Origin of the sequence: Halostagnicola sp. A56 (assembly GCF_000691505.1) — an archaeon.
GTDB lineage: Archaea > Halobacteriota > Halobacteria > Halobacteriales > Natrialbaceae > Halostagnicola.
The window spans coordinates 20,100-44,396 of sequence record NZ_JMIP02000019.1; the positions used below are offsets into that span (position 1 = coordinate 20,100).

Genomic DNA, 24,297 nt, shown 5'->3' on the forward strand with positions numbered 1-24,297 from the left:
AAAAGGTAGCGAACGAAGGCCGCCGACATCGAGCGGGGCCCCACTCGGTGCGTTCGAAGCGACCGTCGTCGGCAGATCGACGCGCGCTCGTTGCGATCCGACACGGCTGCTCTCGAGATCGTCGAACTCAGTCGTCCATCGCCTGACCGGCCGCCGTCGGTTCGCCGGTGTAGAGTCGATCGAGACCGAAAAGCAGCGCCGCCGAGAGGGCCGCCCCGAGAATCGAAAACACTGCGATCGTCGCGAAGAACCAGGTCTCGGAGATGCCGAGGACGAAGCCGCCGACCGCGATGCTCGTCGCGCCGATGCCGAACTCGCCGAGGTAGGTGTAGCCGTAGGAGAGGCCGCGGCTATCGGCACCCGTGTAGACGGCGACCGCGTTCTGGTAAAACGGCTGGATCGCAAAGAGGAAGAATCCGAACACGCCACAGAGGACGAGTATCGGTCCCAACCCCATCCCCGTCACCGGGACGAACGCGAGCGCGAGCGCGGTCAGGATCGCGAAACTGGCAGCCAGCCCGCGGGCCGGCGCGACGCGATCGACGAGTTTGCCCGCGGCGTACTGGCCGCCCATCCCGACCACCAGCAGGCCGACGTAGATGTAAAACGCCGGATCGATGTCGTAGCGCTCGAGTGCCGGGGCGATTTCGATACCCTGGATCGCCCCCAGGCCGTCGAGGATCTCGGGCAGGTACGTGAGCATCCCGCGGTAGTACAGCCCTTCGAAGGCGACGATGACGAAGATGATCGCGAATGCGCTGGCAAAGAGCGTGCGCGTACTCGAGAGCAGTTCCGGGAGCGAGAGCGCCTCGTCGGGGCTGGCGTCGACGTCGTCTGCGACGGTAGCGACCGGATCGAAGTTCGCCTGCAAGCCGTACAGCGTGGCGACGAGCCCGGGGACGGCCAGAAGCGCGGCGACGACGTGCCACTCGAGGACGATAAGCAGCGTGGCGGCGACGAACGGGCCGAGCGCGATGCCGACGTTGCCGGCGATGCCATGCCAGGCGAAGACGGTGCCGCGGTCATCGACGCCGGTGCTGATGAGCGCCAGTCCGGCGGGGTGGTAGACGCTCGCGGTGATACCCCACAGAATCAGGCCGATCGCGACCGCGTAGATCGAATCGACGAGCGACGCCCCGGCGAGCGCGACGAACGAGAGACTCATGCCGAGGAGACACCCGAGAATCAGCCGCTTCGGACCGTACCTGTCCGCGAGAATCCCGCCCGGCAGCGCGCCGATGCCGAACGGGGCGTAGCCGAGCGTGACGACGAATCCGACCAGCGCGACGCTGATGTCGAACTCGGCGAGCCAGACCACGAGAAAGATCGGGATCGACGTCTCGAACCAGTGGACCAGCGCGTGGGCGGCCATCGTGAAGGTCGCGATGGAGCGATCGTTCGCGTTCAGAGCCATGGGACGGTAGTGAGTACCAATACCGCGTCGCTCGGCGCACTTAGCCCCTTGGAAACGCGAACGGTCGCCCGGTTCGTACGCCGCCGATTTCGGATGTCCGCTTGCCGATTCGGATCGCCGTACGCTGATTCGGATGTCCCCTTGCAGCTTCGGATGCTCGCTTCCCCCTCAGAAGAGGAACTCCTGTTCGACGTCTGGCGGGAGAATCACGTCGATCTCACCGGCGGACTCGTACTCGTGGAGGACCTCGAGCATGTCTTCGAAGTCGGTTCGGAACTCGCCCTCGAGTTCGTGGTAGAACACGCTCGTGATCCCGGGCATGCGGGCGGTTCGCTCGAACGCGACTTGCGCCTGTTCCCTGTCGGGTTCGCTGATTCGGGAGGCGAGTGCGGTATTCGAGGTGTACCCCTGTACGGGATACCCACCTGCGTAGCCGATTTCGTGGTATTCGTCCACGAGTTCGACCGTCGTCGCGTCGAAGTTTCCAAAGGGGTACGCGAAGTATTTCGCCCCCTCCTCGTAGCCGCGTTCCTCGAGCCAGGCTTTCCCCCTGCGAAGCTCCCGTTCTTGGGCGTCCCGCTCGAGCGTCGGCATGTCCGCGTGCGTGTCGGTGTGGTTGCTCAGACACCACCCCGCATCGTGGAGGTCCGCGAGCTGTGACTCGCTGAGACGCTCGAAGCCGGCAACGTCCTTGCCGACGTAGTTGGGATTGACGAACGTCACCGCCCCGTAGCCGTACTCGGAGAGCAAGGGCATCGCCTCGGTGTGGTCGGTGACGTGCGTGTCGTCGAACTGGATCATCACTTTCCCCGTCTCCGGCCGCGGGACGAAATGAAGGTCGTCGAACCAGATTGTCCGCTCGGTTCCCCTTTCCGCCCAGAGCTGGAGGTGTACCTCTGTCACGGCCGTCTCGTCGAACGAGTCGTCGAGCACGTCGATCCCGAAATTATAGCGCATAAACGGGAGCCCGCCGGTCACCGTTCGCCGGTAGTCGATTCGGTTTCCGTTCGCGTCGAGCAGTCGGAGCCAGGGCGAGACGACCGTCTCGGCGGTGATCGCGACGCCCGGAACGACGTTCGACACGTCGACCGGTTCGTCGAACGTCTTGGAGATGCGGCCGGTCGTCGCGGACGACCCGATCGTGAGCCGTGCGCTCTGGCTCCCGACGAACGCGCGGTCCGGATCGACCGAGAGCGATCCGGCGTCTGCGGTCCACCTCGAGAGGTCCTCGAAGTCGTCCTCGGAACCGGGTTCGACGACCCCCGAAGCGGGGGTCACCGGTCCCTCGCGATCTGACCGTCCGTCGTCGGTACTGTCCGCGTTACTCGAGTCGAGCGGTTCCGTTCCTGCACAGCCCGCGAGACAGAGCGAACTCGCCGCGGACGCTGTCATCGCCAGATACGCACGCCTGTTCATACACCGCGAAGATATCAATAGCGACCATTGTTATGGCCGGATTAGCCTCACCAGTTCCGACAGTAATCGCCCACCAATCGCGGGAAGGAAACGGCTTCGTACGAGTTCGCTGACCGGTTCGAACTGGCTCGAGCGAGCAGCACCGGCTGATTCGAGTATACAGTTCCAGACGGACTCGAGCAAGCAGCGCCGGACTGACTCGGTCGAACAGCACCGGATGGACCGATCGTGCAGTTCCGTAGTCTCGAGTAGGATGCCGATACCGTCGGTCGGGTTAGCGGTCTCGGTTCTCGGCGGTGTCGTCCGGAGTCGTCTCGTCGGCGGCATCGTCAATCACCGCTTCGTCGGCCTCGACGGCATCGTCTGTCACCGTCTCGTCGGCCCCGACCTCGTCGACGCCGACCGCACTCGTGAGATCGACGTCCGCCGCGTCGGGGTCGTCCTGTCCGCCGACGATCAGGTCTCCGTCGTCCGTTTCGACGTACACGTCGTCTGCGAAGCCGCCCTCGGCGTGGGGGTGGTCGGGATTCTCGAGTCGCTCCGGCGTCGAAGGGGCGTCTGGCAATCCGTCCGGCGGCGCGAACTCGCCGAGCGGATCGTCGATGGTGATCCCCCAGGTCTCAAAAAAGTCCGCGTAGCGCTCGTAGTGGTCCTCGAGTTCGTCGCCGGGGAACTCCATCATCTCGGTCCAGCCGTGGTTGTAGAAGTCAAAGTTCGACTGGATGTGAGTGATTTCGCGCGCCTCGGCCTCCGAATACCCGTTCTGTAGCGCGGCCAGATACGCGTCCATGGTGGCGTCGAAGAAGGCGTCCAGTCGCGGCTTTCGCTCCGCCGCGTGTGTGGGATCGGCTTTGCCGGTGAAGATCTTCGTGTGCATTCGAACGAGGCCCGACTTGGCGACCGATCGGACGACGGGCGTCTCGAGGGCCTTTCTCGAGGCGAAGTGACGAGCGTTCTGGCGGATCTTCATACTGATACGTGTGAACCCGAGGATAAAGAGGCGTTTGGATCGCCAAAAAGTGACTGATCGGACACGGAAACATCGCCGAGATAGCAATCCACTTTAACCCTCGTTACGAACGATCCGAATATGACCGAGTACGTGATCATCGGTGACGGAATCTCGGGCAGTTCGGCCGCTGAGACCCTCCGGGAGGAAGACCCGGACTCCGACATTACCGTCATCACCGATGAGGGAGAGTCGCTGTATAATCGCATTCTGATCAAAGAACACGCGAAAGGGAAGCTACCGGAGGCTCCCATCTCGATTCACGATGAGGACTGGTACGACGAACGGGACATCGACCTCTCGCTCAACACCCACGTCACGACCATCGACCCCGACGAGAAGACCGTTCACGTCCATCAGGACGAGAACATCTCCTACGACAAACTCCTGATCGCGACGGGCGGGACACCGACACAGCTCCCGGTTCCGAACAGCGACGCAGCGGGCGTCCACCACTTCTGGACGTTTCAGGACGCGCGCAAGATCAAAGAGAGCGCAGAGAGCGCGGACGACGCGGTCGTCGTCGGTGCGGGACTGCTCGGTATCGACTTTGCAGCCGTCTGTGGTGCACAGGGCGTCTCCGGCAAATACCTGATGCGCGGCGACCGCTGGTGGCGCTACGCGCTTTCGGCCGACGGCGCGGAGATCATGCACGACGGAATGCGCGACGTCGGCGTCGAGCCGGTGTTCGACAGCGGCGTCGACCGCTTCGAAACGGACGACAACGGTCAGGTGACCGCCGCGGTCGACCCCAACGGCGAGCGCTACGAGTGTGACTTCGCCGGCGTCGCGATTGGCCTGACGTTCAACACCGAATTCCTCTACGAGACCGACCTCGAGATGGAAAACGGCATCGTCGTCGACGAGTACATGGAGACGAACCTCGAGGACGTCTACGCCGCGGGAGACATAACCCGATTCTACGACGTCCTGCTCGGCGAGCAGGCCCAGAACGGCTCCTGGGGGTCGGCCAAAGAACAGGGACGCGTCGCCGCGATCAACATGGCCGCAGACGAGCGATCCGAGGAGTTCCAGTGGGTCTCGTCGTACTCGATCACGCACTTTGACTTCCCGTTTCTCTCCTTCGGGCACCCGACGCTCGGGGACGATCACGCCGAACGACGCTACAGCGATACCGAGTGGCGCCGCGTTGCGTTCAAAGACGGTAAAATCGTCGGCGGCGTCCTGATCGGCGATCTCTCCCCGCAGAGTACGTTTAAACAGCTCATGCGCGAACAGCGCGAGGTCGCAGACCAGGCAGACGTCCTCTTAGAGCAGTCCGTCGACATCGACAAACTCGCGCCGGCCCAGGAACAGTAACACGGATCGAACTGCCTCTTCTGATCACCGTACTCAAAATCGACGAGTAACGGGACCGTCTCGCCTCGAGGGTCGCGAGAAACGCGACGGTTCGATCGCGCTCGAGATGCGTGCCGAGGCAAACGTTTATATTCTAACATGGCAATTGGTACCAACACACATGGCTACCAGCGAAACCGTCGACCGATCACCGGCGCTTCGTCGCGTCGAGTCAATCCCCGCGGACGCGACCGTACGGCACGTCGACCAGCTCGAGCCGTCGACGTTGACGTGGTTTCTAGAGGCGATCGAGGCCGGCCCGACGGCAGCACTCGAGGCGGCCGACCTCGAAGACGGCGACGTGATCGTGTTCACGGCGTGCTATCGGATCGATCGTTCCTGACGCTGGTTGATCGACCGACGCATGATTCGTGTGACTGCCGCGAGCGATGCCTCTAGCACCTCCGTTCTGCGGACTCGAGCAGACGGCGAGGTGAACCCAGACCACGGCACACGCCGAGTACGTCGAAACGCCGCTGCTCGGTATATTTCGAGCCGGTCTGGGCGGATCTATGTCACTATTTAAGGTGTTCCCGCTACACTATGGCGATATAATCAGTATGTCCGACAAGACGGTATTTGCCATCGGGAGTGGAAAGGGCGGTGTCGGGAAGACGACGACGACGGTCAACCTCGGAACTGCACTGGCACAGACGGGCGAGCGGGTCGCGATCGTCGACACCGACCTCGGGATGGCGAACCTCGCAGGGTTCGTGAGTTTGAGCACCGACTCGACCACCCTGCACGACGTCCTCGCCGGAAACGCCTCCATCTCGGAGGCGACGTATCCGCTGACGGACAATATCGTGGCCGTCCCCAGCGGTACCGGCCTCGAGGCCTACGCCGAAACGTCGCCAGAAGGACTTCGAGACGTCGTCGACGAACTGCGAGACGAGTTCAGCTATGTCTTTCTCGACGTCGGTGCGGGCGTCAGCCACGAAACCGTCCTCCCGCTCGGACTCGCGGACGCGGTCTTGCTCGTCTCGACGCCCGAACCCGCCGCCGTCCACGACACGAAAAAGACCCTCGAGCTGACCGACCACGCGAAGGGAACCCCCGGCGGGTTGATTATCACTCGCACCCGCGCGGAAAGTAACGTTTCCCCCGAGGATATCGCCTCGCGCCTCGAGCTCCCGCTCGTCGGCTCGATTCCCGACGACCCCGCCGTTCGCGACAGCGTCTACGCGGGAACGCCGCTTGTCGTCTACGACGCCCAGCGACCCGCGGCGATCGCGTACAAGCGACTCGCGTCGGAGTTTTCCGACGTCGTATCGAAGATCGAAGCTGAAGGCTCGGCCACCGATTCTCGGGGCGAACCGGCGGTTACCGGGGCGGTCTCCGACGGCGACGGATCGACTCCGATCGGCGGTTCCTCGAAAAGCGAGCCCAGCGCCGAACCCGATTCCTGATCGCCGCCGACCGCTTCGTCGCCGCTCCCAACTGCGCAACTGTTTTCCTGGACGATCACGCTGGTGGCGTTACCGGTAGTGATACCCTTATCGGCGAACTAACCGGCCCCTACCGGCGCTATACCAGTTGCATTTCCGGATGTCAATCCATTCCAGAAAGAATGAGATGATTACTAATCAGGGGTGGGCTGGAGTGGGGGCATATGGAGCGAAGAAAAATCCTCCTCGGCAGTGGCGCCGTGTTCGCAACCGCGCTCGCGGGTTGTTCAGAGAATACCAGCGAAGAAAACGACGACGGTGGCGACGATGGAGACGACAACAGTCTCGACGACGGCACCGACGACTCGAACGATACCGACTCGAGTGACGACGACTCGGGCGAAGACGACGGACCGGACGAGATCCCCGGCTTCGACAAAGACAAACTCGACCTCGAACACAGCGAGGTAACGATCGAGCACGTCAAACGCGACGGCCTGAATAAAGAAATCGTGCTACTATCTACGCTAAGTCACTCCGCTGAATCGTTTTGAGTGGTTCTCTTGTAGCTTATTTCTGCTGTAGCTGTGACGCGATCAATAAATTTAGTAATATAAGCCGTACCAGCCTCAGCCTCGGCCTCTTTATCATGATTTGAATGAAGTGGCAGATCGTAGACTGTGATTTTGACACGGGTGAGACTTGTGAGTGATGCGTCATCGCTCTCGAGATTGAGAATCCCGCCAGTGAAAATCACGAGAGCACGCCGATCGTTGATATCCAGATACTGGACACCCATCGCTTCCAAGGTTGACAAGAGATCAATAGCGTTCGTCAGTACGTAGCAGCAAGAGATATCTGCTGGTTCACTCATTGTATGGTATTCTATCGGCATTCATGTAGTACCTTTCTACACGTCGGTCAGAACTGGTAACCAAAATTCAGTCGATCATATCGGGTTAGAGTGAGTGTCTGCTTGGATGCCGTGTGAAACCTACCCAATCAGACAACGAGTTAGAGGAAGAGCACCTGCTTAATTTTGTCGTCAACAGCCTTGGCGACGAACTTCCGATCGACCTCGGTGAAAACGTGGAGGTCACCACTGATGAGTTGTACGAGGTCCTCGCCGACGCCAGCGCCGACGGGACCTCAATCAATTACGTCTGTGAGACAACCGGCGACTCGCCCTACGCCAATACCGTCCGTGGACATCTTACCGATCAGTTCGATCTTAACACCGTTGAGGCGGTGGGGAACACGCTCCTTCAACGGAACGTCCTTGAGACGCTTCCGGATCGACCGGTGGAGGTCGTCTAATGGCTCAGAGAAGGTTTGAAAGCTAATTCGATTATGAGATTTAATGTCCTTGGATAGGGTTAAATCGTGTTTAAGACGATATGAGGGTTCCTCAGTCAGACACCATAATTTTTCGAACTTCATCCGATCGACGCATTGTATGATGAAAATAGGCTGTACATACTCTGTAACTGGCGTTTTGCCACCCAACATATAAATCCAGAATCACGGTTGACAAGTGGTTTGAGATTTAACCGTAGAGGGCTTCTACGACAAAAATTCTGACCTAATGTTCAAAGCCCGTCTGAATCATTAGTGTCAAGGCCGTCTACCTCGACCACGGATTCTACAACAGCACCTGTCTCGAACTGCTGTACGCGCACAACTACGCCTACGTCATGCCACTCGTCAAGTGGAGTGAAACGATTCAAGACAAACTCAGCAAAGGCTGGAGTCGCGTGATCGAACACGAACTTGCTGGGCGGGTAACATTCCCCGTGTTCATCGACTGTGTCTACCAGCGAGGTCGATACGACGAATACGGGGTGGCGCGTCAGCGGCGTAGCCGTGACGCGCCGTTCATCGACACACCACGGGACGCACGAGAACACTATCGCAAGCGCTTCGGAATCGAGTCAAGCTACCGGTTAGCCAACCAAAGCCTCGCTCTCACCAGTTCTCGAGACGCCGGGCTTCGGTTGTTGCTGTTCGTCGTGAGTCTGTTGCTGCAGAACGTCTGGCGATACCTTCACTGGATGTACGTGGTGGCGCCCCGCCGTGGGGGGCGCCGCCTCTGGGAGTGGTAGTTCACGGAGTTCTGTGAGATGGTGGTTCGTACTGCCTGGACAGCCCTCGGTGTGCGCAGAGCTGTTCCAGCAAATCAACCACTCGATGACCGGTTCTTCCGATAGCTGTCCCTGAATCGGAGCGGCGGTCGTGAGTGGCGACGGGACCGGCCGACGCCAGATCTCACTGTCACCATCGTTCCGAGGATTGTCCGGGCATCGTATATACAGATTTAGTGCCTACTGGACGGGATCACGAGCCCATCGATGTGATCGACTGGTTTTTGAACGGTGCGATGAGGAACAAAACTGCTTATCGCTGGTGCCACGTCATCTGTGGACCGAACAGAAAACATATACAAGGAACCATCGACAAGCGGGATACGATGCAGACGCTTGAAGATATTTTCAATTGCGATCGTGCTCTCGTATTCGGTGTCGGGGGCAGCGGGGACGTCGTCGGAAGCATCCCGACGGCACGACTATTAGAGACGCACGGTATCGAGACCATCCTCGGTGGCGTGACGTGGGAGCCGGTGCCGTACGATTCGAAACCAGGCCCTCGATCGTTCGACGAAATCGAAAACATCGACCGTGTCAGCGAGACAGTTGGGTTAGTAACCGAGCAAACCGCGACAAAGGACGCGTTGGAGTTCACCGAAACGCGGGTTGCTCGTCACTACGACGAACCGGTGGCGCTACTCTCGATGGAAGCCGGAACAACCGGAATGACGCGAGGTATCGACGCCGCTTGCGACGAACTCGACATCGACCTCGTCATCGGCGTGGACGCCGGCGGTGACGCGCTGGCGGCGGGCCACGAATCGGGGCTTCGAAGTCCGGTAACGGACGGGTTCGGGCTGGCCGCGCTCAAATCGATAGCCGTCGATTCGTGTCTCGGAGTGATCGGATACGGGAGCGACGGCGAGCTCACGATCGCCGAATTCGAAGCGGCAATCGCGCGGGCGGCGAAGCGAGACGGACTCCTCGGCTCGTGGGGAATCACACCTCGCGTTCGCAATGAACTCGAGGACCTCCTTTCGGACGTCGATACCGAAGCGAGTCGACTCCCAGTTGAGGCGGCAAACGGCAATTTCGGGAGTCGACCGATTCGTGGAGGAGAACTTACTGTCGACGTACGAGCGCCGAGCACCGTGACGTTCTACTTCGATCCCGATGCAGTGGCTGCGTCGTCGAATCTATCGGAGTTAGTCGAAGGGACGGATTCGCTTGCGGCGGCGGTGAAGAGAGTGAACGAGGCCGGATACAAGACCGAGTTTGACCGCGAACAAGAGCGACTCGATACTGCGATCGAGTAACAGCCGCTACGGGTCAATGACGGCCAATCGTCAATTCATCGGTCGATAAATCAGACGATAAATGCGCTCGCGACATTACTTGAGTAACGGTCGGAACGACGAACAGGGGATTAGATGGCGACCGAAACGACGGATAAGTGGCGGAATATGAGGATGACAATTAGATCCCGTGATATTATTAACCATTTGTAATTTTTCTTTAATGATATGATAACGATACGATCCACTGTAACCTCGGGACCATTTTTCCAGGTATGTGCGACTTTCGCAAAACATTCCGAATAGTTCGAGCGAGAAACTATTATCGATATTATGTCGATCCCTCGAGCCACTATTCGATAATGAAATACAATTATATTCTGTCAATTTCACTATGGACTAACGCGGAAAACACCTGAGTTCGACGCCGAGCGCTCATCTCGGTCTGCCACAAAGAATAAGAAGGCACCAGTCCGTTCTCTTTACGGACACATTTGGAAACGATGACAGGAAACCGTTCTTCACTTACCGAGGGGGAACCGTCGGATGCGGCACCTGCGGACGGAGCTTCGCCCGCGGAGACAGGGCGAACAGAGCAGTCCGACGGAGCGACAGCGACTGCTCAGGGGACCTTGGCTCGAGTCGGCTACACGCAACTTTTCAACGGCATCGAGACGCCGACGTTCGTCCTCGACACCGACGGCGTGATCGTCGAGTGGAGCCAGACGCTCGCCGAGCTAACGGGCGCGAGCCGCGAGGAGGCCGTCGGTCACGACCGGGCCTCGGAGATGTTCTATCCCGACGGCCGCCGGGCGAAGACGCTCGCCGACAAGGTCCTCGAGGCGCCGGAACGTGCGCACAAAGAGCACGATGTCGAACTCCGCGATCCGTCGGTCAATCGCGTCGGCGATACGAGTACGATGATCGACCAGCACGGTGACGAACGCCACATCGACTTCTCCGCGACGCCACTTTACGACGGCGACGAACTGATCGGCGTCGTCGAAGTCGTCATCGACCGGACGGAGACGATCAACGAACGGGACGCGACGACGGCGTTGATCTCGGAGGTTCAGCAGACGACGAACTCGATCAAGCGGGGGAACCTGTCGGCTCGAGCCGAGCGCAAGTCGGCGTTTTCCTCGCTCGACCCCGAACTCGTCGAGGTGATCGACTCGATAAACGAGATGGCCCAGAACCTCGCGGATCTCACCGGACAGGTCAACGAGCACGCAGCGCAGATGGAAGTGGCGACCGACGAGGCCAACGAGGCGGCGACCGAAATCGCCACGAACGTCTCACAGCAGAACGATCTGATCGAGGACGCGACGACCGAGATCCAGTCGTTCGCGGCCGAAATCGAGGAGGTCGCCGCCGAGGCAAACGAGGTGAGCGCGGCCGCCGAAACGTCCCTCGAGACCGCGGAGGACGGACTCGAGGCTGGCGAGACGACTCGCGAGGCGACCGAGGAGGTCGTCGAAATCGGGAACGAACTCTCCGAGAGTGTCCGGGAGCTGTCCGAGCAGATCCGGGACATCGACGAGGTGATCGAGGTGATCTCGGACATCGCCGACGAGACGAACCTGCTCGCGATCAACGCGACCATCGAGGCCGCAGGCTCCGATCAGGGCGGCGAGCGCTTCGCCGTCGTCGCCGACCACGTCAAGGAACTCGCCGACGAGACCAACGAGCACGCAGACGAGATCACGCGAAGTATCTCGGAGTTACAGGCCCAATCCGAGAAAACCGCGTCGGCCGTCGAGCGCTCGCAGGATCGAATCCAACACGCGGACGACCAAATCGAGCAGATGCACAACTCGCTCGAGGAGATAAGCGAGTCGGTCGAGGAGGCGGCCCACGGCATTTCCGAAGTCGCCCGCGTCACCGACGAGCAGGCCTCGTCGGTCGAGGGACTGACCGAAACCCTCCAGACGGTCAGGGACCGCTCCGACCGCTCGGAGGAGGCGACCCAGCAAATCGTCGAGACCACCACCGAACAGGAACAGATCATGACGACGCTCATCGACCGCGTCGACGAGTTGACGGAAGCGGATCGCTGACGGCTCGTATCCATCGAAGTTTTCGTCCCTCGAGCGCTCCCAGCAGCGGGAATCAACAACTGTTAGGTCCGCCGCCCGAGACTGGTGAGCCATGACAGACGCATCCTCTCTCGCACGAGGCGTCCGCGAGGGCGACCTCCGCCTGCACGAACTCGAAGACCACGCGGATCACGATACCGCCGCGACCGCGCGGCGACTGGTGCTCGAGGCCGAGACCGACGCGGATCTCGAGGCGATCGGCTCCTACGGCTTCGAGGCCGAGGCGGCCGAGTCGGCCATCGAGAACATGCTCGGAGCGGCCCAGATTCCGATGGGAGTCGCCGGTCCGGTTTCTGTCGACGGCGGCGCGGCCTCGGGCGAATACTACCTCCCGCTCGCGACCACCGAAGGGGCGCTGCTCGCCTCAGTCAATCGGGGTCTCTCGGTGCTCGAGGGCGCCGGCGGCGTCGACGCCCGGGTAACCAAACACGGGATGACCCGCGCCCCGGTCTTTCGGGTCTCGGGCGTCGTCGAGGCGGCTGAGACGGTCGAGTGGGTCGAAGAAAACGAAGCGCGACTCAGCGAGGCGGCCGAGGAAACGACGAACCACGGCGAACTGATCGGCCTCGAGCCCTACGTCGTCGGCGACTCGGTGTTCCTGCGATTCGCCTACGACACGAAAGACGCGATGGGGATGAACATGGCGACGATCGCGACCGAAGCCGCCTGCGAGGTCGTCGAAGCGGAGACGCCCGCCTCGCTCGTGGCACTCTCGGGGAACCTCTGTTCCGATAAGAAACCCGCCGCGATCAACGCGATCGAGGGGCGCGGGCGCTCGGTCACCGCGGACGTCGTCGTTCCGGGGGAACTGCTCGAGGACCGCCTCCATACCACCGCGTCGGCGATCGTCGAAGCGAACACGCGAAAGAACCTGGTCGGCAGCGCGAAAGCCGGGAGCCTCGGGTTCAACGCCCACGCGGCGAACGTCGTCGCCGCAGCCTTCCTCGCGACCGGACAGGACGAGGCCCAGGTTGTCGAGGCGGCCAACGCCATCACGACGATGGAGACCCGCGAACGAGCCGACACCACCGACCTGTACGCGAGCGTCTCGCTCGCCTCCCTCGAGGTCGGCACCGTTGGCGGCGGGACGAAACTCCCGACGCAAGCCGAAGCGCTCGACATCGTCGGCGTCCGCGGCGGCGGCGACCCCGCGGGATCGAACGCCGACGCGCTCGCGGAAGTGATCGCCGCCGGCGCGCTGGCCGGCGAACTCTCCTTACTCGCCGCGCTCGCCTCGAATCATCTCGCGAGCGCACACGAGGATCTCGGACGGTAGCTGCCTCGCTCATCGGTCGGTGCCGGGAACGCCCTTCCTCGTGTAACATTGCCAGTCAAGTCGCCGGATGAGCGATACTTTCAGTTCGCTCGCAAAGAACGGTTTCCGCGTTTTCGACCGATACTGGGGTGAGCACACGAGTACTGGTATCTCTCGGTCACTTTCACTTTCACCATGCGCTGTTGGCGTTGGTATTTTTCGATGGCCTCCGAAGGTGTTGACGCGTCCGTTCGGCGAGCACCGGCGGGCGCTCCACAGACACCCATGCGTTGTGACTGCCCCCACGCGGATTCGAAGTCGGAGCCTGAGGCGGAATCCGAACCGGCTTCGAACGCCGCTCAGCCGCCGCTCGAGTCGAATCGCACGCACCACCTGCTGACGGTGGTCGAATTGGTACTCTCGGTCGCGACGTTTACGCTCTCGCTATCGGTCGCGTTGGGGTGGCTCTAAACCCCTGAACCGTTCGTTTCGGAGCGTAATCGGCGAGAAACGAGGACGATGTACGCCCCAGAGAGACCGAGCAAGAGGAGTCCGATCCCGACCCGTACCCCAGAGGTTCCCAGAATGACGAATAGCCATCCCACGGCAGCGCCGCCGTAGCCCCACGCGAGAGACGCGTATCCGTAGGCCGCGTGGAGCGTGCCGACGGCGAGAAACGTCCCGGCGAACACCCACATCGCGATGGTCGTCGCCTCGATGCCGACGATGGTCCGACTCACGACCGTGCCGTAGCCCAGACAGGCCATCGCGATCACGGTTCCGACGCCGATCGCGGTTCCCTGGACGTCGACCGTTTCGATCGTCTCTGCCATAGCCCCCGTTTCGACCCCGCGGAAATAGCGGTGACGGTTCGACGGGACTGGATGGCATCTACCAACTGCACCGAAAGATATCGGAACAGCAGTTCGGTATTCACATAATTCAAGGTGGAGCAGCCGACCTCAAGGTCCGAGGCGTGGATGCGCTGAGAGAGTAGGGTAGTTTACGTGAACAGGTTCTGGAAGACGTCCCCGAACAGGATCAGGAGTATACCGCCGAGGATGACGAGGCCCAGGAAAGTAAAGAAGATGATCGCCGCCTGTCGCCCGGTGAGTGCATCCCCCGAAAGGAACTCGTCTAAAGCCATACGCGATCGTTCACCGCCCTCTCGCTTAAATCGAGGGTGTCGTTCTCACGGAGGGGATTTCAGAGCGTCCGATACCGTCCGCGACGTTCGCTGACCTCGCCGTGTCGCGTGAGCTTTTCGAGAGCTTTCCGGACGTACTCCGCCGAGACGCCCCGGTTGCCGGCGTACGTGACGACCTCGGCTTCGGTCGGCTCCTCGAGTTCCTCGAGCGCGCGGGTGACGACGTCTTTCTTGGATCCGCGCCGATTCGGCCCGCGAGGGTCGCGCTCGCCGGCGGCGTCGATTTTCTCGGCGTCGAGTCCAGAGGACTCGAGATACGCCGTCTCGTCGATGACGCCGCCGTCGACTCTGGTCTCGAGAGTCGCGTAGGACTCGAGTTCGGCGAAGGCCTCGCCTTCTCCCTGCCGGTTCGCGAGCATCGACGCGCGAACGTCGCGGGCGTGATCGGCGTCCTCGGTTTCGACGAACTTCTTGCGTTTCTCGTAGGCCCGGCGCGACCCACAGCGGGGACACTGGGTCGTCTCCGAGCGCCCCTCGAGCAACCAGAGATGCGAGCACTCGCTACAGCCGACGACGGCGTACATGCCCGCACCTGGGTTCCGGGCGTAGTTTAACGTTCGGCAAGCGGAGCGAAAGTGAACGCGTGCCCGCGATCGCCCGACTCGAGCGCTGTCCACGATTCTAGTGACGATACGTTCGGACGACACTTCGATGGCATCAGTAAAGGCATCCCGCGTCGAACGCGGGCGTATGGAACGCGTTTCGCTTTCGGACAGTAACGCCACGGAAGCCGCAGACGGCGTGTCGCTCGCGCTGCTGGCCGGCTCCGATTCGATGAACGTCCAGCACTTCGAGATCGACCCCGGCGCTACAGTCGAGGAACACAGTCATCCGCACGAACAGACCGGCTTCATCTACGAGGGCGAACTCACCTTCCGCGTCGACGGCGAGGAGATCGTCTGCGGTCCCGGGGACTCCTACGCGATTCCGGGCGAGCAGCCCCACGCCGCGACCAACCGCGGCGACGATCCGGTTCGGGGCGTCGACATTTTCAGCCCGCCGCGGGAGAATCCGAGCTGGCAGGACTGAGTCTCGATGCGTCGTTTCGGTGGTCGAACCGTATTCCCGTTCGAGTAGCCAGTTTTTCCGCCGCACCTCGGGTCGACTGACGTCGAACCGTACCGACTCGAGATCGCACCGCGCCGACTCGAGCACCCATCGGTGGATACCGTCTCGAGAGACCACAGGAAGATACCACGGAGTTATATCCTTCCTTCGTCAAGGGTTCCCGATGGCAACGGAGTCGGAGGCAGTGCACGGGGGTCGTATCGAGACGTATATCAGCCGGTTGGGGCCGACGTGGCTCGCCGGTGCGATCGCGGCGGGGCCGGCGACGATGGCGAGTCTACTTACGGCGGGGGCTAGTTTCGGCTACGCGCTCCTGTGGGTCGTGATCGTCTCCGCCGTGCTGGGAACGATCGGACAGTACCTCGCGATGCGACTCGGATTGCTTACCGAACGGGGCATCGTCGCGGTCGTCGAAGACCGTCTGGGGGAATTCTGGGCGTGGGTGCTCCTCGTCGATGCGGTGCTGGCCGCGGGGCTCGCCCAACTGGTGATCATGAAGACGCTCGCCGACGTCAGCGCGACGATGGCTGGAACCGTCGGCTTCGACGCGGCAGCCGACCCGCGCGTTTGGGGACTCGTCTGGGCGCTCTTTCTCGCACTCACGCTGGCCGGTGGCGGCTACCGGTTTGCGGAACTCGGCGCGAAGGTCCTCGTTTCGCTCGTCGTCCTCGCGTTCGTCGCTGCGGCGTTCGTCGTCCCCATCGATCCGGCGAGTGCAGTTTCGGGTCTTCGGCCAGCGATTCCGGCTGGCGTCGATGGCGCGCTCGTCGCGGCGGGCATCCTCGGCGGCGCGGTCCACATCACGCTCCTGACGATGCAGAGCTACACGATGCGGGCCCGCGGCTGGACTCGAGCCGACGAATCGATCGCGCGATTTGATGTCCTCAGTTCGATGCTGGTCGCGTTCGGCGTCTTCAGCCTCGCGATTTTCCTCGTCGCCGCGAGCGTCTTGCCCGAGTCCGGGCTGAATCCGTCGACGATCACGGAGATCCAGGCCGCGCAGGCGCTCGGCCCCGTCGCGGGCGAACACGCCGTCTGGCTGTTCCTGCTCGGTCTCTGGGGGGCCGCGATGTCGACGCTCGGGGGCAACACGATCGTGGCCCCGTACCTCCTCGCCGACAAATTCGGCTGGGAGCGGTCGGTCGAGGACTCGCGATTCCGCGCGACTATCGTTGTCGTGGCGCTCGTTTCGGCACTCGGGGCGTTCCTCGGTGGAACCTTCTTCCAACTACTCGTCCTCGTTCTCGCGTTCGGACTCGTCGGGACGCCGTTCGCACTCGTCGTGATCCTCTTCTTGCTGAACGACCCCGACGCGGTTCCCGAGACGAACTCGCCCCTCGAGAACGCCGGCGGGATCGCCCTCCTGTTGGTCGCTACCGTGCTCGCTGCGGAATTCGTTCGCGGCGAATTCGCGACGGTGACCGAGCCGGCCTCGGCGTTCGTGGTCGCGTTCGCCGTCGCGATGTCTATCGCGGTGCTCGGGATCTGTGGGCGGTATCTGCGTGACAACGTTTTGCGGTAATCGTCGGCAGCGAGCGGCCGCTACTTGGATGTCCGATCTCCTTCGAGGGACTTTTTCATCGCGACGTGGGTGATTCCCGCTTCCTCGAACGTCTCGCCGTAGCGCTCGTATTCGAGCCCGCGGTAGAAGCCGGCAGCTCGAGTCTGTGCGTGTAATTTCAGCGTCTCGAGGCCCGTCGACGCGGCTTTCGATTCCAGGGCGTCCATCAGCGCTCGCCCGACGCCGGTACCGCGATATGACTCGAGCACCGCGACGCGTTCGACTTTCCCGACGCCGTCCGCTGGTTCTCGAAGTCGGGCGGCACCGATCGGCTGTCCGTCGTCGGAACCGTCCTCGTAGACGACGAAGTGGACGGCCTCGTCTTCGTGCTCGTCGTACTCTAGCTCCTCGTCGACGCCCTGTTCCTCGACGAAGACCCGCTGGCGAACACTGAAGGCCTCCTCGAGTCGGTCGTCGTCGGCGACGCGGACGGCTGTCATTGAGTCGATGTACGGGCTCGAGGCCGACAACGTTGTGGATTCGACGTGACGTGTGAGTTCTGTGCCCACCGGATCGGTCTCGACACGCGGGGACGGCTCGAGCGCGGGTGCTCGCCGGATAGCTCAAAAGAAAAACGCAGATTCGCTGGCGTCGATCGCAGATAGAGCGCAAACCGCTTACGCGAGTCTCTCGAGAGCGTCAGGCCGCTTCGCGGCCCGACTACCCGAACAGCTGGCTCACGCCAGCTTTTCGATGTTCTCGACGACTTCCTCGGCGTACTCGCTCGTTGCGAGCTTCTCGGCGTCCTCGAGCTGGCGCTCGAGATCGTAGGTGACCTTTCCGGACGAGATCGTCTCTTCGACGGCGTCGCGAACGAGGTCGGCGGCGTCGTTCCAGCCCATGTACTCGAGCATCATGCGGCCCGAGAGGATAATCGCGGTCGGGTTGACCTTGTCCTGACCCTCGTATTTCGGCGCGGAGCCGTGGACGGGCTCGGCGAGCATTCGACCCTCGCCGAAGTTCCCGCCGGGGGCGATGCCGAGGCCACCGATCTGCGCGCCGGCGGCGTCGGACATGTAGTCGCCGTTCAGGTTCATCGTCGCGATGACGTCGTAGTTGTCGGTTCGGGTCAACAGCTGCTGGAGCATGTTGTCGGCGATGCGGTCGTTGACGACGAGCGTGTCGTCGTCGACTTCGCCGTCCTGTTCCTCCCAGAGGGTGTCCTCGGTGATGACTTCCTCGCCGTACTCCTCCTCTGCGACCTCGTAGCCCCAGTCGCGGAACTGGCCCTCGGTGAACTTCATGATGTTCCCCTTGTGGACCAGCGTAACGGAGTCCCGATCGTTCTCGAGGGCGTAGTCGATCGCCTCGCGGACGAGTCGCTTCGTTCCGAACTCGGTGATCGGCTTGATGCCGATACCGACGGGACCGTCGTGGATGACGTCATCTGCGCCCATCTCCTCTTCGACGAACTCTTTGACCTGCTCGACTTCGTCGGTGCCGGCCTCCCACTCGATGCCGGCGTAGACGTCCTCGGTGTTCTCTCGGAAGGTAACCATGTCCATCTGCTCCGGTTCGGAGACCGGAGACGGGACGCCCTCGAGGTGGTAGGTCGGTCGAACGTTCGCGTACAGGTCGAGGAGCTTTCGCAGTCCGACGTTCAGCGATCGGAACCCAGCACCGACGGGCGTCGTAAGCGGGCCCTTGATCGCGACGCGGTGTTCCTTGATGGCCTCGACGGTCTCGTCCGGGAGGTTCTCGTCGTACATCTCGCGGGCGGACTCGCCGGCGTAGACGCGCATCCAGTTGATCTCGCGGCCGGTCGCCTCGGCGGCGGCCTCGAGCACTTTCTGTGCGGCGGGGCCGACGTCGCTGCCCACACCGTCACCGTAGATGATAGGGATGATCGGGTTGTCGGGAACCTCGAGTTCGTCCTCGGAACCGTCCTTCAGCGTGATCTTTTCCCCCTGTTCGGGGACCTCGATCTTGTCGTAGCTCATTTCGTCTAAACGGTTCTTCGAAGGGGGTAAAAGGTCTCTCATTTCCACGTTAAATCGACGATCGTCGTAGCACATGTTTATTATCGTCGATGAAAACAACTCGAGTATGCTCCGTCCGCCACAGCACGCGCCCAAGCGCTGTCCGCTTTGTCGATCGACGCTCTCGAACGTCCAGGGCCTCTCTGCTTGCCCCGATTGCGAGTGGACCGGGCGCTAACTTCGTTTTTCGCCACCTTCGACGCCCTCGTTTCGAAGGCTTTCCGCGTCGTCTCGAGCGTCAATTCGATCTCCGGATCGTGATTCGCCAGGCGGAACCTCTTTTTGCCGACCGGTCCAACCCCAGAGCATGAGCGAAACGGAAGTCGATCTCGAGGCCGAGATGTACGAAAAGCACCGCGAAGCCGGCGAAATCCTCGCACAGGTACGCGAGGAAGCCGCAGATCGCGTCGAGGTCGGTGCGAGCCACCTCGAGGTCGCCGAGTACGCCGAGGACAGGATCCGAGAACTGGGCGGGAAGCCGGCGTTTCCGGTGAACATCTCGATCGACGAGGAAGCGGCCCACGCGACGCCGAGCATCGGCGACGAGTCGACCTTCGGCGAGGAGATGGTCAACCTCGACATCGGCGTCCACGTCGACGGCTGGTTGGCGGATACCGCAATTACCGTCGACCTCTCGGGTAACCCGGAGCTCGCCGAGGCGTCCGAACAGGCCCTCGAGGCGGCACTCGATGTGATCGAACCGGGCGTGAACACGGGCGATATCGGGGCCGAAATCGAGGACGTGATCGACGGCTACGGCTTCAATCCCGTCGTCAACCTCACGGGCCACGGCCTCGGTCACTGGGAACAACATACCAGCCCGAACATCCCGAACCGTGCCGTCTCGCAGGGAACGACGCTCGAGACGGGCGACGTCGTCGCCATCGAACCGTTCGCGACCGACGGCGGCGGCAAGGTGACCGAGGGCTCGAGCGAGGAGATCTTCTCGCTCGAGCGCGAGGGTTCGGTCCGAAACCGGCAGGCACGGGAGGCGCTCGAACAGATCACCGACGAGTTCCGGACGCTCCCATTCGCGACGCGCTGGCTCGAGACGGACCGACCGGAAGTCGCGTTGCGTCGACTCAAACGCAACGACATCGTTCACGGCTACCCGGTTCTCAAGGAGGACGACGGCTTCCTGGTGAGCCAGAAAGAGCACACGGTCATTATTACCGACGACGGCTGTGAGGTAACGACCCGGTAGCTTCCTTCTCCAACCGGTATCGCCACTCACAGCGTATCGCTCCAAAAAACGGCCGTTAGTGTGCCCACCAGTTGTCGTCCGCCCCAGCGCAACTGTTTCGGTTTCTGGGACGTTCCACTTCGACGCCGATTCAGGCGTTGTTCATGCGCTGACTCGATCGGTTCCCACAGCGCTGGCACTCGGCCACGCGATACGGTTCGCGAGAGAACTGCGCGTTTTCCTGTTTGAGACTCTCGGTTCGAATCTGCACATTCACTTCGTGAAGCGTGTCGAGTTCGCATTCGTCACAGTGTTCGGTTATGCCGTTGAATGAGTTGTCTGTTGTTGCCATTGAAACTCCGTAAGATTAGGGGTATCATAAAGCCGCGTTCCATTACGGGTATTGAGTCGAGAAAATCGCAAGACGGGAGCGGGGTATTCGAAACGGGGCGACGAGAGCGCTCGAGATTGTTTAGAACCGGATTTAATAACCTGTTAACTGGATTCGAGCCGAATATGTGGGTTTCTTAATATTGCCTTAATTCGTCTAAGAGACTCTCTCACACGGGTTTGTGTATCAGCGGACACGACACCCGTGTATGAAACCCTTTAGGGGTCGCTCGAGTGGGCACACGTATGGATCAGCTGTTCGCCCCCTGGCGGATCGAGTGGATCAAACGTGACGAGAAGAATTCCGACGTCGACGGCTGCGTCTTCTGTGCGTTTCCCGAACGCGAGGACGACCGCGAAAACCTGCTCGTCGCCCGGAGCGACCACGCGTTCGTCCTGTTGAACAACTACCCGTACAGTCCCGGCCACGTTATGGTCATTCCGCGGGCTCATACCGGCGAGTACGCCGATCTCACGGACGATCAGTTGCTCGACCACGCGCGGCTCAAACAGCGGACCTTCGAGGCCGCCGAAACGGCTCTCGAGCCGGACGGCTTCAACGCCGGTCTGAACCTCGGGGAGGGCGCTGGCGGCTCGATCGGCGATCACCTACACACGCACATCGTCCCGCGCTGGCAGGGGGATACGAACTTCATGCCGGTGATCGGAGATAGCTCGGTCATCGTGCAAGCGCTCGAGGAGACGTACGACCAGCTCCACGAGGCCTTCGCCGCCCAGGAGGGTGCGACGGTACCCGGAGCGGGCCGCGCCGTCGTCTTCGAGTGAGTTCGCAGGGTTAGGCGTACGTCCGCTCGAGATACGAGAGAATGTTTTCCGATTCGGCCATCGTCACGCCGTACTCCTCGTCGACGAGCAGCGGAACCTGTCGCTGGCCGGAAACGCGTTTGACTTCGTCTCGCTTCGAGTGGAGTCCGTCGACCCAGACGCTCTCGTAAGGGATCTCGAGCGAGGTAAGTTTCTCGTCGACGGTCTCGCAGTACGGACACCCCTCGAGTTGGTACAGCGTGATCATACGCGGCGTTTCGGTTCGACTCTGCAAAAACGTGGCGTCCGATCTCCGAGTCCTCCCCTTTCGGCGTTTCCCGGATATAGTTGCCGCTGTTTCAGAATCTCACGAACTGAGAATGGAAGCTACAGGGGCTCTCCAAACGCATAGACCGTGTTCTGGCCGGTGATCTCGAGATCGACGAAATCGCCGATTTCGATGCCGTGGTCGTCGGCGTTCTGGACGATGATCTGTCGGTACGCGCCGTCCCGACACTTCACGGAGTCGGCGGTTCCGTCCTCGACGACGAGGACGTCCTCCCGGACTTCGCCGACCATCTCCTCGTAGGCCTCGCCGACGATATCTAGTTTGAGGTCGCTCATCGCTTTCGAACGCTCCTTCTTGATCGTGCCGCCGAGGCCCTTCATCTCGGCTGCGTCCGTCCCCGGCCGCTTCGAAAAACGCGTCACGTTGAGCTTTTCGGGGCGCGTCTCGCGAAGCAGCGCCATCGACTGTGCGTGGTCGCGCTCGGTTTCGGTCGGGAAGCCGACGATGAAGTCGGTCGAGAGCGTCCAGTACTCGAGGGCCGAATCGAACGTTTCGACGACCTCCACGTACTCTTCGACCTGGTGCTGGCGGCGCATATCGCCGAGCACGTCGTCCGAACCCGATTGTACCGGGGCGTGAAGGAAGTTGTAGAGCTTCTCGTTGTCGGCGAAGACCTCGGCCAGTTCCTCGCGGATGCCGTGGACACCTTCGGGTTGGCCATCCCCACGCGGACGCGGAAGTCGCCGTCGATGGCACAGATTCGCTCGAGCAGCGTATGTAGCGCCCGTTCGCCCGTGTCCCAGCCGTAGACGCCCGTGTCCTGGCCGGTGATGCGGATCTCCTTCGCGCCGGCGTGGACGAGCGCGCGGGCTTTCTCGACGTTCTCCTCGATTGGCGGGGAGTCGATCTTCCCGGTCGCCTGCTTGGTGATGCAGTACGAGCAATCTGACATACAGCCGCGAGCGATCGGCAAAATACCGATCACGCCCTCGAGGATCGGCTCCGCGTCGGGCGTCGTCGTCGGACACTCCCCGTTCGTGACCGCGTCGGGGACCTCGTCCCAGTGGAGCACTTCGCCGTCGATTCCCGCATCTGCGAACGCCTCGCCCTGCGCGAGGGCCATACAGCCCGTGACGTAGAGGTCGGCGGTTTCGTCGGCGAGTTCTTCCGCGCGCCGGAGCATGTTGCGTTCTGTCTTCTCGACGACCGTACAGGTGTTGAGGATCGCGACGTCGGCCTGTTCGGGACCGTCGACCTGATGGTGGCCCGCGTCGCGGAGTCGCCGCTCGATCTCGCGGCTCTCCCCGCGGTTCGACGTACAGCCGTACGTCTCGATGTGGTACCGGGCCATTCGCGTACGAATGGGTCCGCACTCGTCGGCCAAAAGCGCGACGGATTCGGCGTTCGGTTCCTCACTCTTCTGTGGTCTCCGGGTCCGATCGCCGTTCGGGGGTCCGCTCGAGTCGGTCGTAGTTCTCGTCGATGACGTGGACGACGGCGATAAACGCCCCCAGCGCGACCGGGCCGAAGAAAAGCCCCATGATGCCGAACGCGTAGGCACCGCCGAGGACGCCGACGATGATCACGGCCGGGTTGATGTCCGCGTAGCGGTCGACGACGATCGGCCGGAGGTAATCGTCGGAGACGGCGACGATCGTCGCGCTGTAGACGAACAGCGCGACGGCCAAAAGCGGCTCGTTAGTGAGCAGGAGGTAGACGACCGCCGGCCCCCACACGAGGAAGGCCCCGACCAGCGGAACGAGCGCGAGGACGATCATCACCACCGTCCAGAGTGCGGCGTTCGGGACGCCGGTCGCCAACAGCCCGACTCCGGCGATGGTCCCCTGTACGATCGCGATCAACACGTGTCCGAGGAGGACGGCCCGCATGACCTGATTCAGCTCCGTATAGAGGTCGTCCTGCACGTCGTCCGGGAGCGGCGTCATCTCGCGAATCCAGCTGTAGAGCCGACTGCCGTCCCGGAGCAAGTAGTAGATGAGAAAGAGCGCGAGACCCAGGCCGATCAACGCGTGGGTGATCGTGCTCACCCAGGCCGTCGACTGCTCGAGCGCGACCGTCCCGAGTTGTTGGCCCGAGTCCGCCACCGTCGATGCGATATCGACTTCGAGGCCGAACTCCGTCTCGAGCACCCGCTCGATATCCGCGACCTGAAACCGCTCCGCGTCCACGTTCTCCGCGATTCTGGCCGCGTCTTCCGCGATCGCGACCACGACGAACAGGAACGGGAGGAAGAAAGCGACGACTGCGAGGACGACGAGCGAAAACGCGGCGACCGGCGCGGAGACCCGCTGCTCGAGGCGACGCTGCAGGGGTGCGAGGACGTACGCGATCAAGATCGCGACGAGAACGTACTGTGCGAACGGGAGCAGCAGCCGGAGCGACAGGTAACCGAAGGCGAGCAACAGCGCGAGGAGGTACCCCTTGCGACGGTTCACAGTGGTCTCACAACGGACGCCCAATTAAAGCTGCCAGCAGCTTCGGCCAACTGAGAATCGGGAACGCGGACGAACGAACG

The 24,297-nt window shown here is 61.9% G+C and carries 24 protein-coding genes and 2 pseudogenes; 13 read left to right on the top strand and 13 right to left on the bottom strand.

All coding sequences use genetic code 11. From position 1 onward, the window contains the following. Nucleotides 1-127: 127 nt before the first annotated feature. From EL22_RS10050 to EL22_RS10060, 3 genes are all read right to left on the bottom strand, one after another. Nucleotides 128-1,414: an MFS transporter gene (locus EL22_RS10050; RefSeq protein WP_050051379.1), complete on the bottom strand. Its 1,287-nt coding sequence runs from the start codon at nucleotides 1,412-1,414 to the stop codon at nucleotides 128-130. A gap of 168 nt (nucleotides 1,415-1,582) precedes the next feature. Then, on the bottom strand, nucleotides 1,583-2,830 hold the full coding sequence (locus EL22_RS10055; RefSeq protein ID WP_050051380.1) for a polysaccharide deacetylase family protein: 1,248 nt from the start codon (nucleotides 2,828-2,830) through the stop codon (nucleotides 1,583-1,585). Nucleotides 2,831-3,104: 274 nt separating this feature from the next. Beyond that, a complete protein-coding gene (locus tag EL22_RS10060) occupies nucleotides 3,105-3,800 on the bottom strand; it encodes a DUF6149 family protein (RefSeq protein WP_231587924.1) in 696 nt (231 codons plus the stop codon). A 120-nt stretch (nucleotides 3,801-3,920) separates the two neighbouring features. On the opposite strand from EL22_RS10060, the gene EL22_RS10065 reads away from it, so the two are divergent. From EL22_RS10065 to EL22_RS10080, 4 genes are all read left to right on the top strand, one after another. Continuing rightward, a complete protein-coding gene (locus EL22_RS10065; protein WP_050051381.1) occupies nucleotides 3,921-5,159 on the top strand; it encodes an NAD(P)/FAD-dependent oxidoreductase in 1,239 nt (412 codons plus the stop codon). Between the two features lie 160 nt (nucleotides 5,160-5,319). Continuing rightward, nucleotides 5,320-5,541 carry a hypothetical protein gene (locus tag EL22_RS10070; RefSeq protein WP_231587925.1) on the top strand — a complete coding sequence of 74 codons (222 nt, stop codon included), beginning with the start codon at nucleotides 5,320-5,322 and terminating at the stop codon, nucleotides 5,539-5,541. 217 nt (nucleotides 5,542-5,758) lie between these two features. Beyond that, nucleotides 5,759-6,607 carry a MinD/ParA family protein gene (gene minD, locus EL22_RS10075; RefSeq protein WP_050051383.1) on the top strand — a complete coding sequence of 283 codons (849 nt, stop codon included), beginning with the start codon at nucleotides 5,759-5,761 and terminating at the stop codon, nucleotides 6,605-6,607. Nucleotides 6,608-6,810: 203 nt separating this feature from the next. Then, nucleotides 6,811-7,140 (top strand): hypothetical protein, encoded by a 330-nt coding sequence (locus EL22_RS10080; protein WP_050051384.1) that lies wholly within the window; start codon nucleotides 6,811-6,813, stop codon nucleotides 7,138-7,140. Here the strand turns inward: EL22_RS10080 and EL22_RS10085 are convergent. Continuing rightward, nucleotides 7,119-7,460 (bottom strand): hypothetical protein, encoded by a 342-nt coding sequence (locus tag EL22_RS10085; protein ID WP_050051385.1) that lies wholly within the window; start codon nucleotides 7,458-7,460, stop codon nucleotides 7,119-7,121. The two genes, EL22_RS10080 and EL22_RS10085, sit on opposite strands and share 22 nt — an antisense overlap. Nucleotides 7,461-7,573: 113 nt before the next feature. On the opposite strand from EL22_RS10085, the pseudogene EL22_RS19300 reads away from it, so the two are divergent. The 5 genes and pseudogenes from EL22_RS19300 (at nucleotide 7,574) to EL22_RS10115 (ending at nucleotide 13,790) form a co-directional block, all read left to right on the top strand. After that, a pseudogene (locus EL22_RS19300) lies at nucleotides 7,574-8,793 on the top strand (ISH3 family transposase). Between the two features lie 260 nt (nucleotides 8,794-9,053). After that, nucleotides 9,054-9,986, top strand: coding sequence for a DUF1152 domain-containing protein (locus EL22_RS10100; RefSeq protein ID WP_050051387.1), 933 nt, complete (start codon nucleotides 9,054-9,056; stop codon nucleotides 9,984-9,986). A gap of 482 nt (nucleotides 9,987-10,468) precedes the next feature. Beyond that, complete coding sequence (locus EL22_RS10105) at nucleotides 10,469-12,025, top strand: methyl-accepting chemotaxis protein (RefSeq protein WP_082146752.1); 1,557 nt, start codon at nucleotides 10,469-10,471, stop codon at nucleotides 12,023-12,025. Nucleotides 12,026-12,116: 91 nt separating this feature from the next. Beyond that, complete coding sequence (gene hmgA, locus EL22_RS10110) at nucleotides 12,117-13,340, top strand: hydroxymethylglutaryl-CoA reductase (NADPH) (RefSeq protein WP_050051389.1); 1,224 nt, start codon at nucleotides 12,117-12,119, stop codon at nucleotides 13,338-13,340. A gap of 201 nt (nucleotides 13,341-13,541) precedes the next feature. Further along, nucleotides 13,542-13,790: a hypothetical protein gene (locus EL22_RS10115; RefSeq protein ID WP_156184099.1), complete on the top strand. Its 249-nt coding sequence runs from the start codon at nucleotides 13,542-13,544 to the stop codon at nucleotides 13,788-13,790. Here EL22_RS10115 and EL22_RS10120 read toward each other — a convergent pair. The 3 genes from EL22_RS10120 to EL22_RS10125 form a co-directional block, all read right to left on the bottom strand. Beyond that, nucleotides 13,787-14,152: a hypothetical protein gene (locus tag EL22_RS10120; RefSeq protein ID WP_050051391.1), complete on the bottom strand. Its 366-nt coding sequence runs from the start codon at nucleotides 14,150-14,152 to the stop codon at nucleotides 13,787-13,789. The two genes, EL22_RS10115 and EL22_RS10120, sit on opposite strands and share 4 nt — an antisense overlap. Before the next feature lie 170 nt (nucleotides 14,153-14,322). Beyond that, nucleotides 14,323-14,466: a hypothetical protein gene (locus tag EL22_RS18040; protein WP_175507144.1), complete on the bottom strand. Its 144-nt coding sequence runs from the start codon at nucleotides 14,464-14,466 to the stop codon at nucleotides 14,323-14,325. Between the two features lie 59 nt (nucleotides 14,467-14,525). After that, the gene (locus tag EL22_RS10125) at nucleotides 14,526-15,050 is read right to left on the bottom strand and encodes a DUF5817 domain-containing protein (protein ID WP_050051392.1); all 525 of its coding nucleotides are present in this window, start codon (nucleotides 15,048-15,050) and stop codon (nucleotides 14,526-14,528) included. Nucleotides 15,051-15,216: 166 nt separating this feature from the next. Here EL22_RS10125 and EL22_RS10130 point away from each other — a divergent pair, with 166 nt between their 5' ends. Then, nucleotides 15,217-15,555 carry a cupin domain-containing protein gene (locus EL22_RS10130; protein WP_050051393.1) on the top strand — a complete coding sequence of 113 codons (339 nt, stop codon included), beginning with the start codon at nucleotides 15,217-15,219 and terminating at the stop codon, nucleotides 15,553-15,555. A gap of 202 nt (nucleotides 15,556-15,757) precedes the next feature. Next, on the top strand, nucleotides 15,758-17,116 hold the full coding sequence (locus EL22_RS10135) for an NRAMP family divalent metal transporter (RefSeq protein ID WP_050051394.1): 1,359 nt from the start codon (nucleotides 15,758-15,760) through the stop codon (nucleotides 17,114-17,116). A gap of 20 nt (nucleotides 17,117-17,136) precedes the next feature. On the opposite strand, the gene EL22_RS10140 is transcribed toward EL22_RS10135, so the two are convergent. Together EL22_RS10140 and icd are read right to left on the bottom strand one after the other, a co-directional pair. Further along, the gene (locus tag EL22_RS10140) at nucleotides 17,137-17,595 is read right to left on the bottom strand and encodes a GNAT family N-acetyltransferase (RefSeq protein ID WP_050051395.1); all 459 of its coding nucleotides are present in this window, start codon (nucleotides 17,593-17,595) and stop codon (nucleotides 17,137-17,139) included. A gap of 237 nt (nucleotides 17,596-17,832) precedes the next feature. Next, a complete protein-coding gene (icd, locus tag EL22_RS10145) occupies nucleotides 17,833-19,095 on the bottom strand; it encodes an isocitrate dehydrogenase (NADP(+)) (protein ID WP_050051396.1) in 1,263 nt (420 codons plus the stop codon). 346 nt (nucleotides 19,096-19,441) lie between these two features. Here icd and map point away from each other — a divergent pair, with 346 nt between their 5' ends. Next, nucleotides 19,442-20,338 (top strand): type II methionyl aminopeptidase, encoded by an 897-nt coding sequence (gene map / locus EL22_RS10150; RefSeq protein WP_050051397.1) that lies wholly within the window; start codon nucleotides 19,442-19,444, stop codon nucleotides 20,336-20,338. Between the two features lie 130 nt (nucleotides 20,339-20,468). Here map and EL22_RS10155 read toward each other — a convergent pair whose 3' ends face one another. Continuing rightward, a complete protein-coding gene (locus EL22_RS10155) occupies nucleotides 20,469-20,669 on the bottom strand; it encodes a hypothetical protein (protein ID WP_050051398.1) in 201 nt (66 codons plus the stop codon). A gap of 284 nt (nucleotides 20,670-20,953) precedes the next feature. Here EL22_RS10155 and EL22_RS10160 point away from each other — a divergent pair, with 284 nt between their 5' ends. Continuing rightward, nucleotides 20,954-21,493 (top strand): HIT domain-containing protein, encoded by a 540-nt coding sequence (locus EL22_RS10160; RefSeq protein ID WP_050051399.1) that lies wholly within the window; start codon nucleotides 20,954-20,956, stop codon nucleotides 21,491-21,493. 10 nt (nucleotides 21,494-21,503) lie between these two features. On the opposite strand, the gene EL22_RS10165 is transcribed toward EL22_RS10160, so the two are convergent. From EL22_RS10165 to EL22_RS10175, 3 genes and pseudogenes are all read right to left on the bottom strand, one after another. Further along, nucleotides 21,504-21,740 (bottom strand): glutathione S-transferase N-terminal domain-containing protein, encoded by a 237-nt coding sequence (locus EL22_RS10165; protein ID WP_050051400.1) that lies wholly within the window; start codon nucleotides 21,738-21,740, stop codon nucleotides 21,504-21,506. Between the two features lie 119 nt (nucleotides 21,741-21,859). Further along, nucleotides 21,860-23,112, bottom strand: a pseudogene (locus EL22_RS10170) (tRNA (N(6)-L-threonylcarbamoyladenosine(37)-C(2))-methylthiotransferase). A gap of 61 nt (nucleotides 23,113-23,173) precedes the next feature. Then, on the bottom strand, nucleotides 23,174-24,217 hold the full coding sequence (locus EL22_RS10175; RefSeq protein ID WP_050051401.1) for an AI-2E family transporter: 1,044 nt from the start codon (nucleotides 24,215-24,217) through the stop codon (nucleotides 23,174-23,176). Nucleotides 24,218-24,297 lie beyond the last annotated feature (80 nt).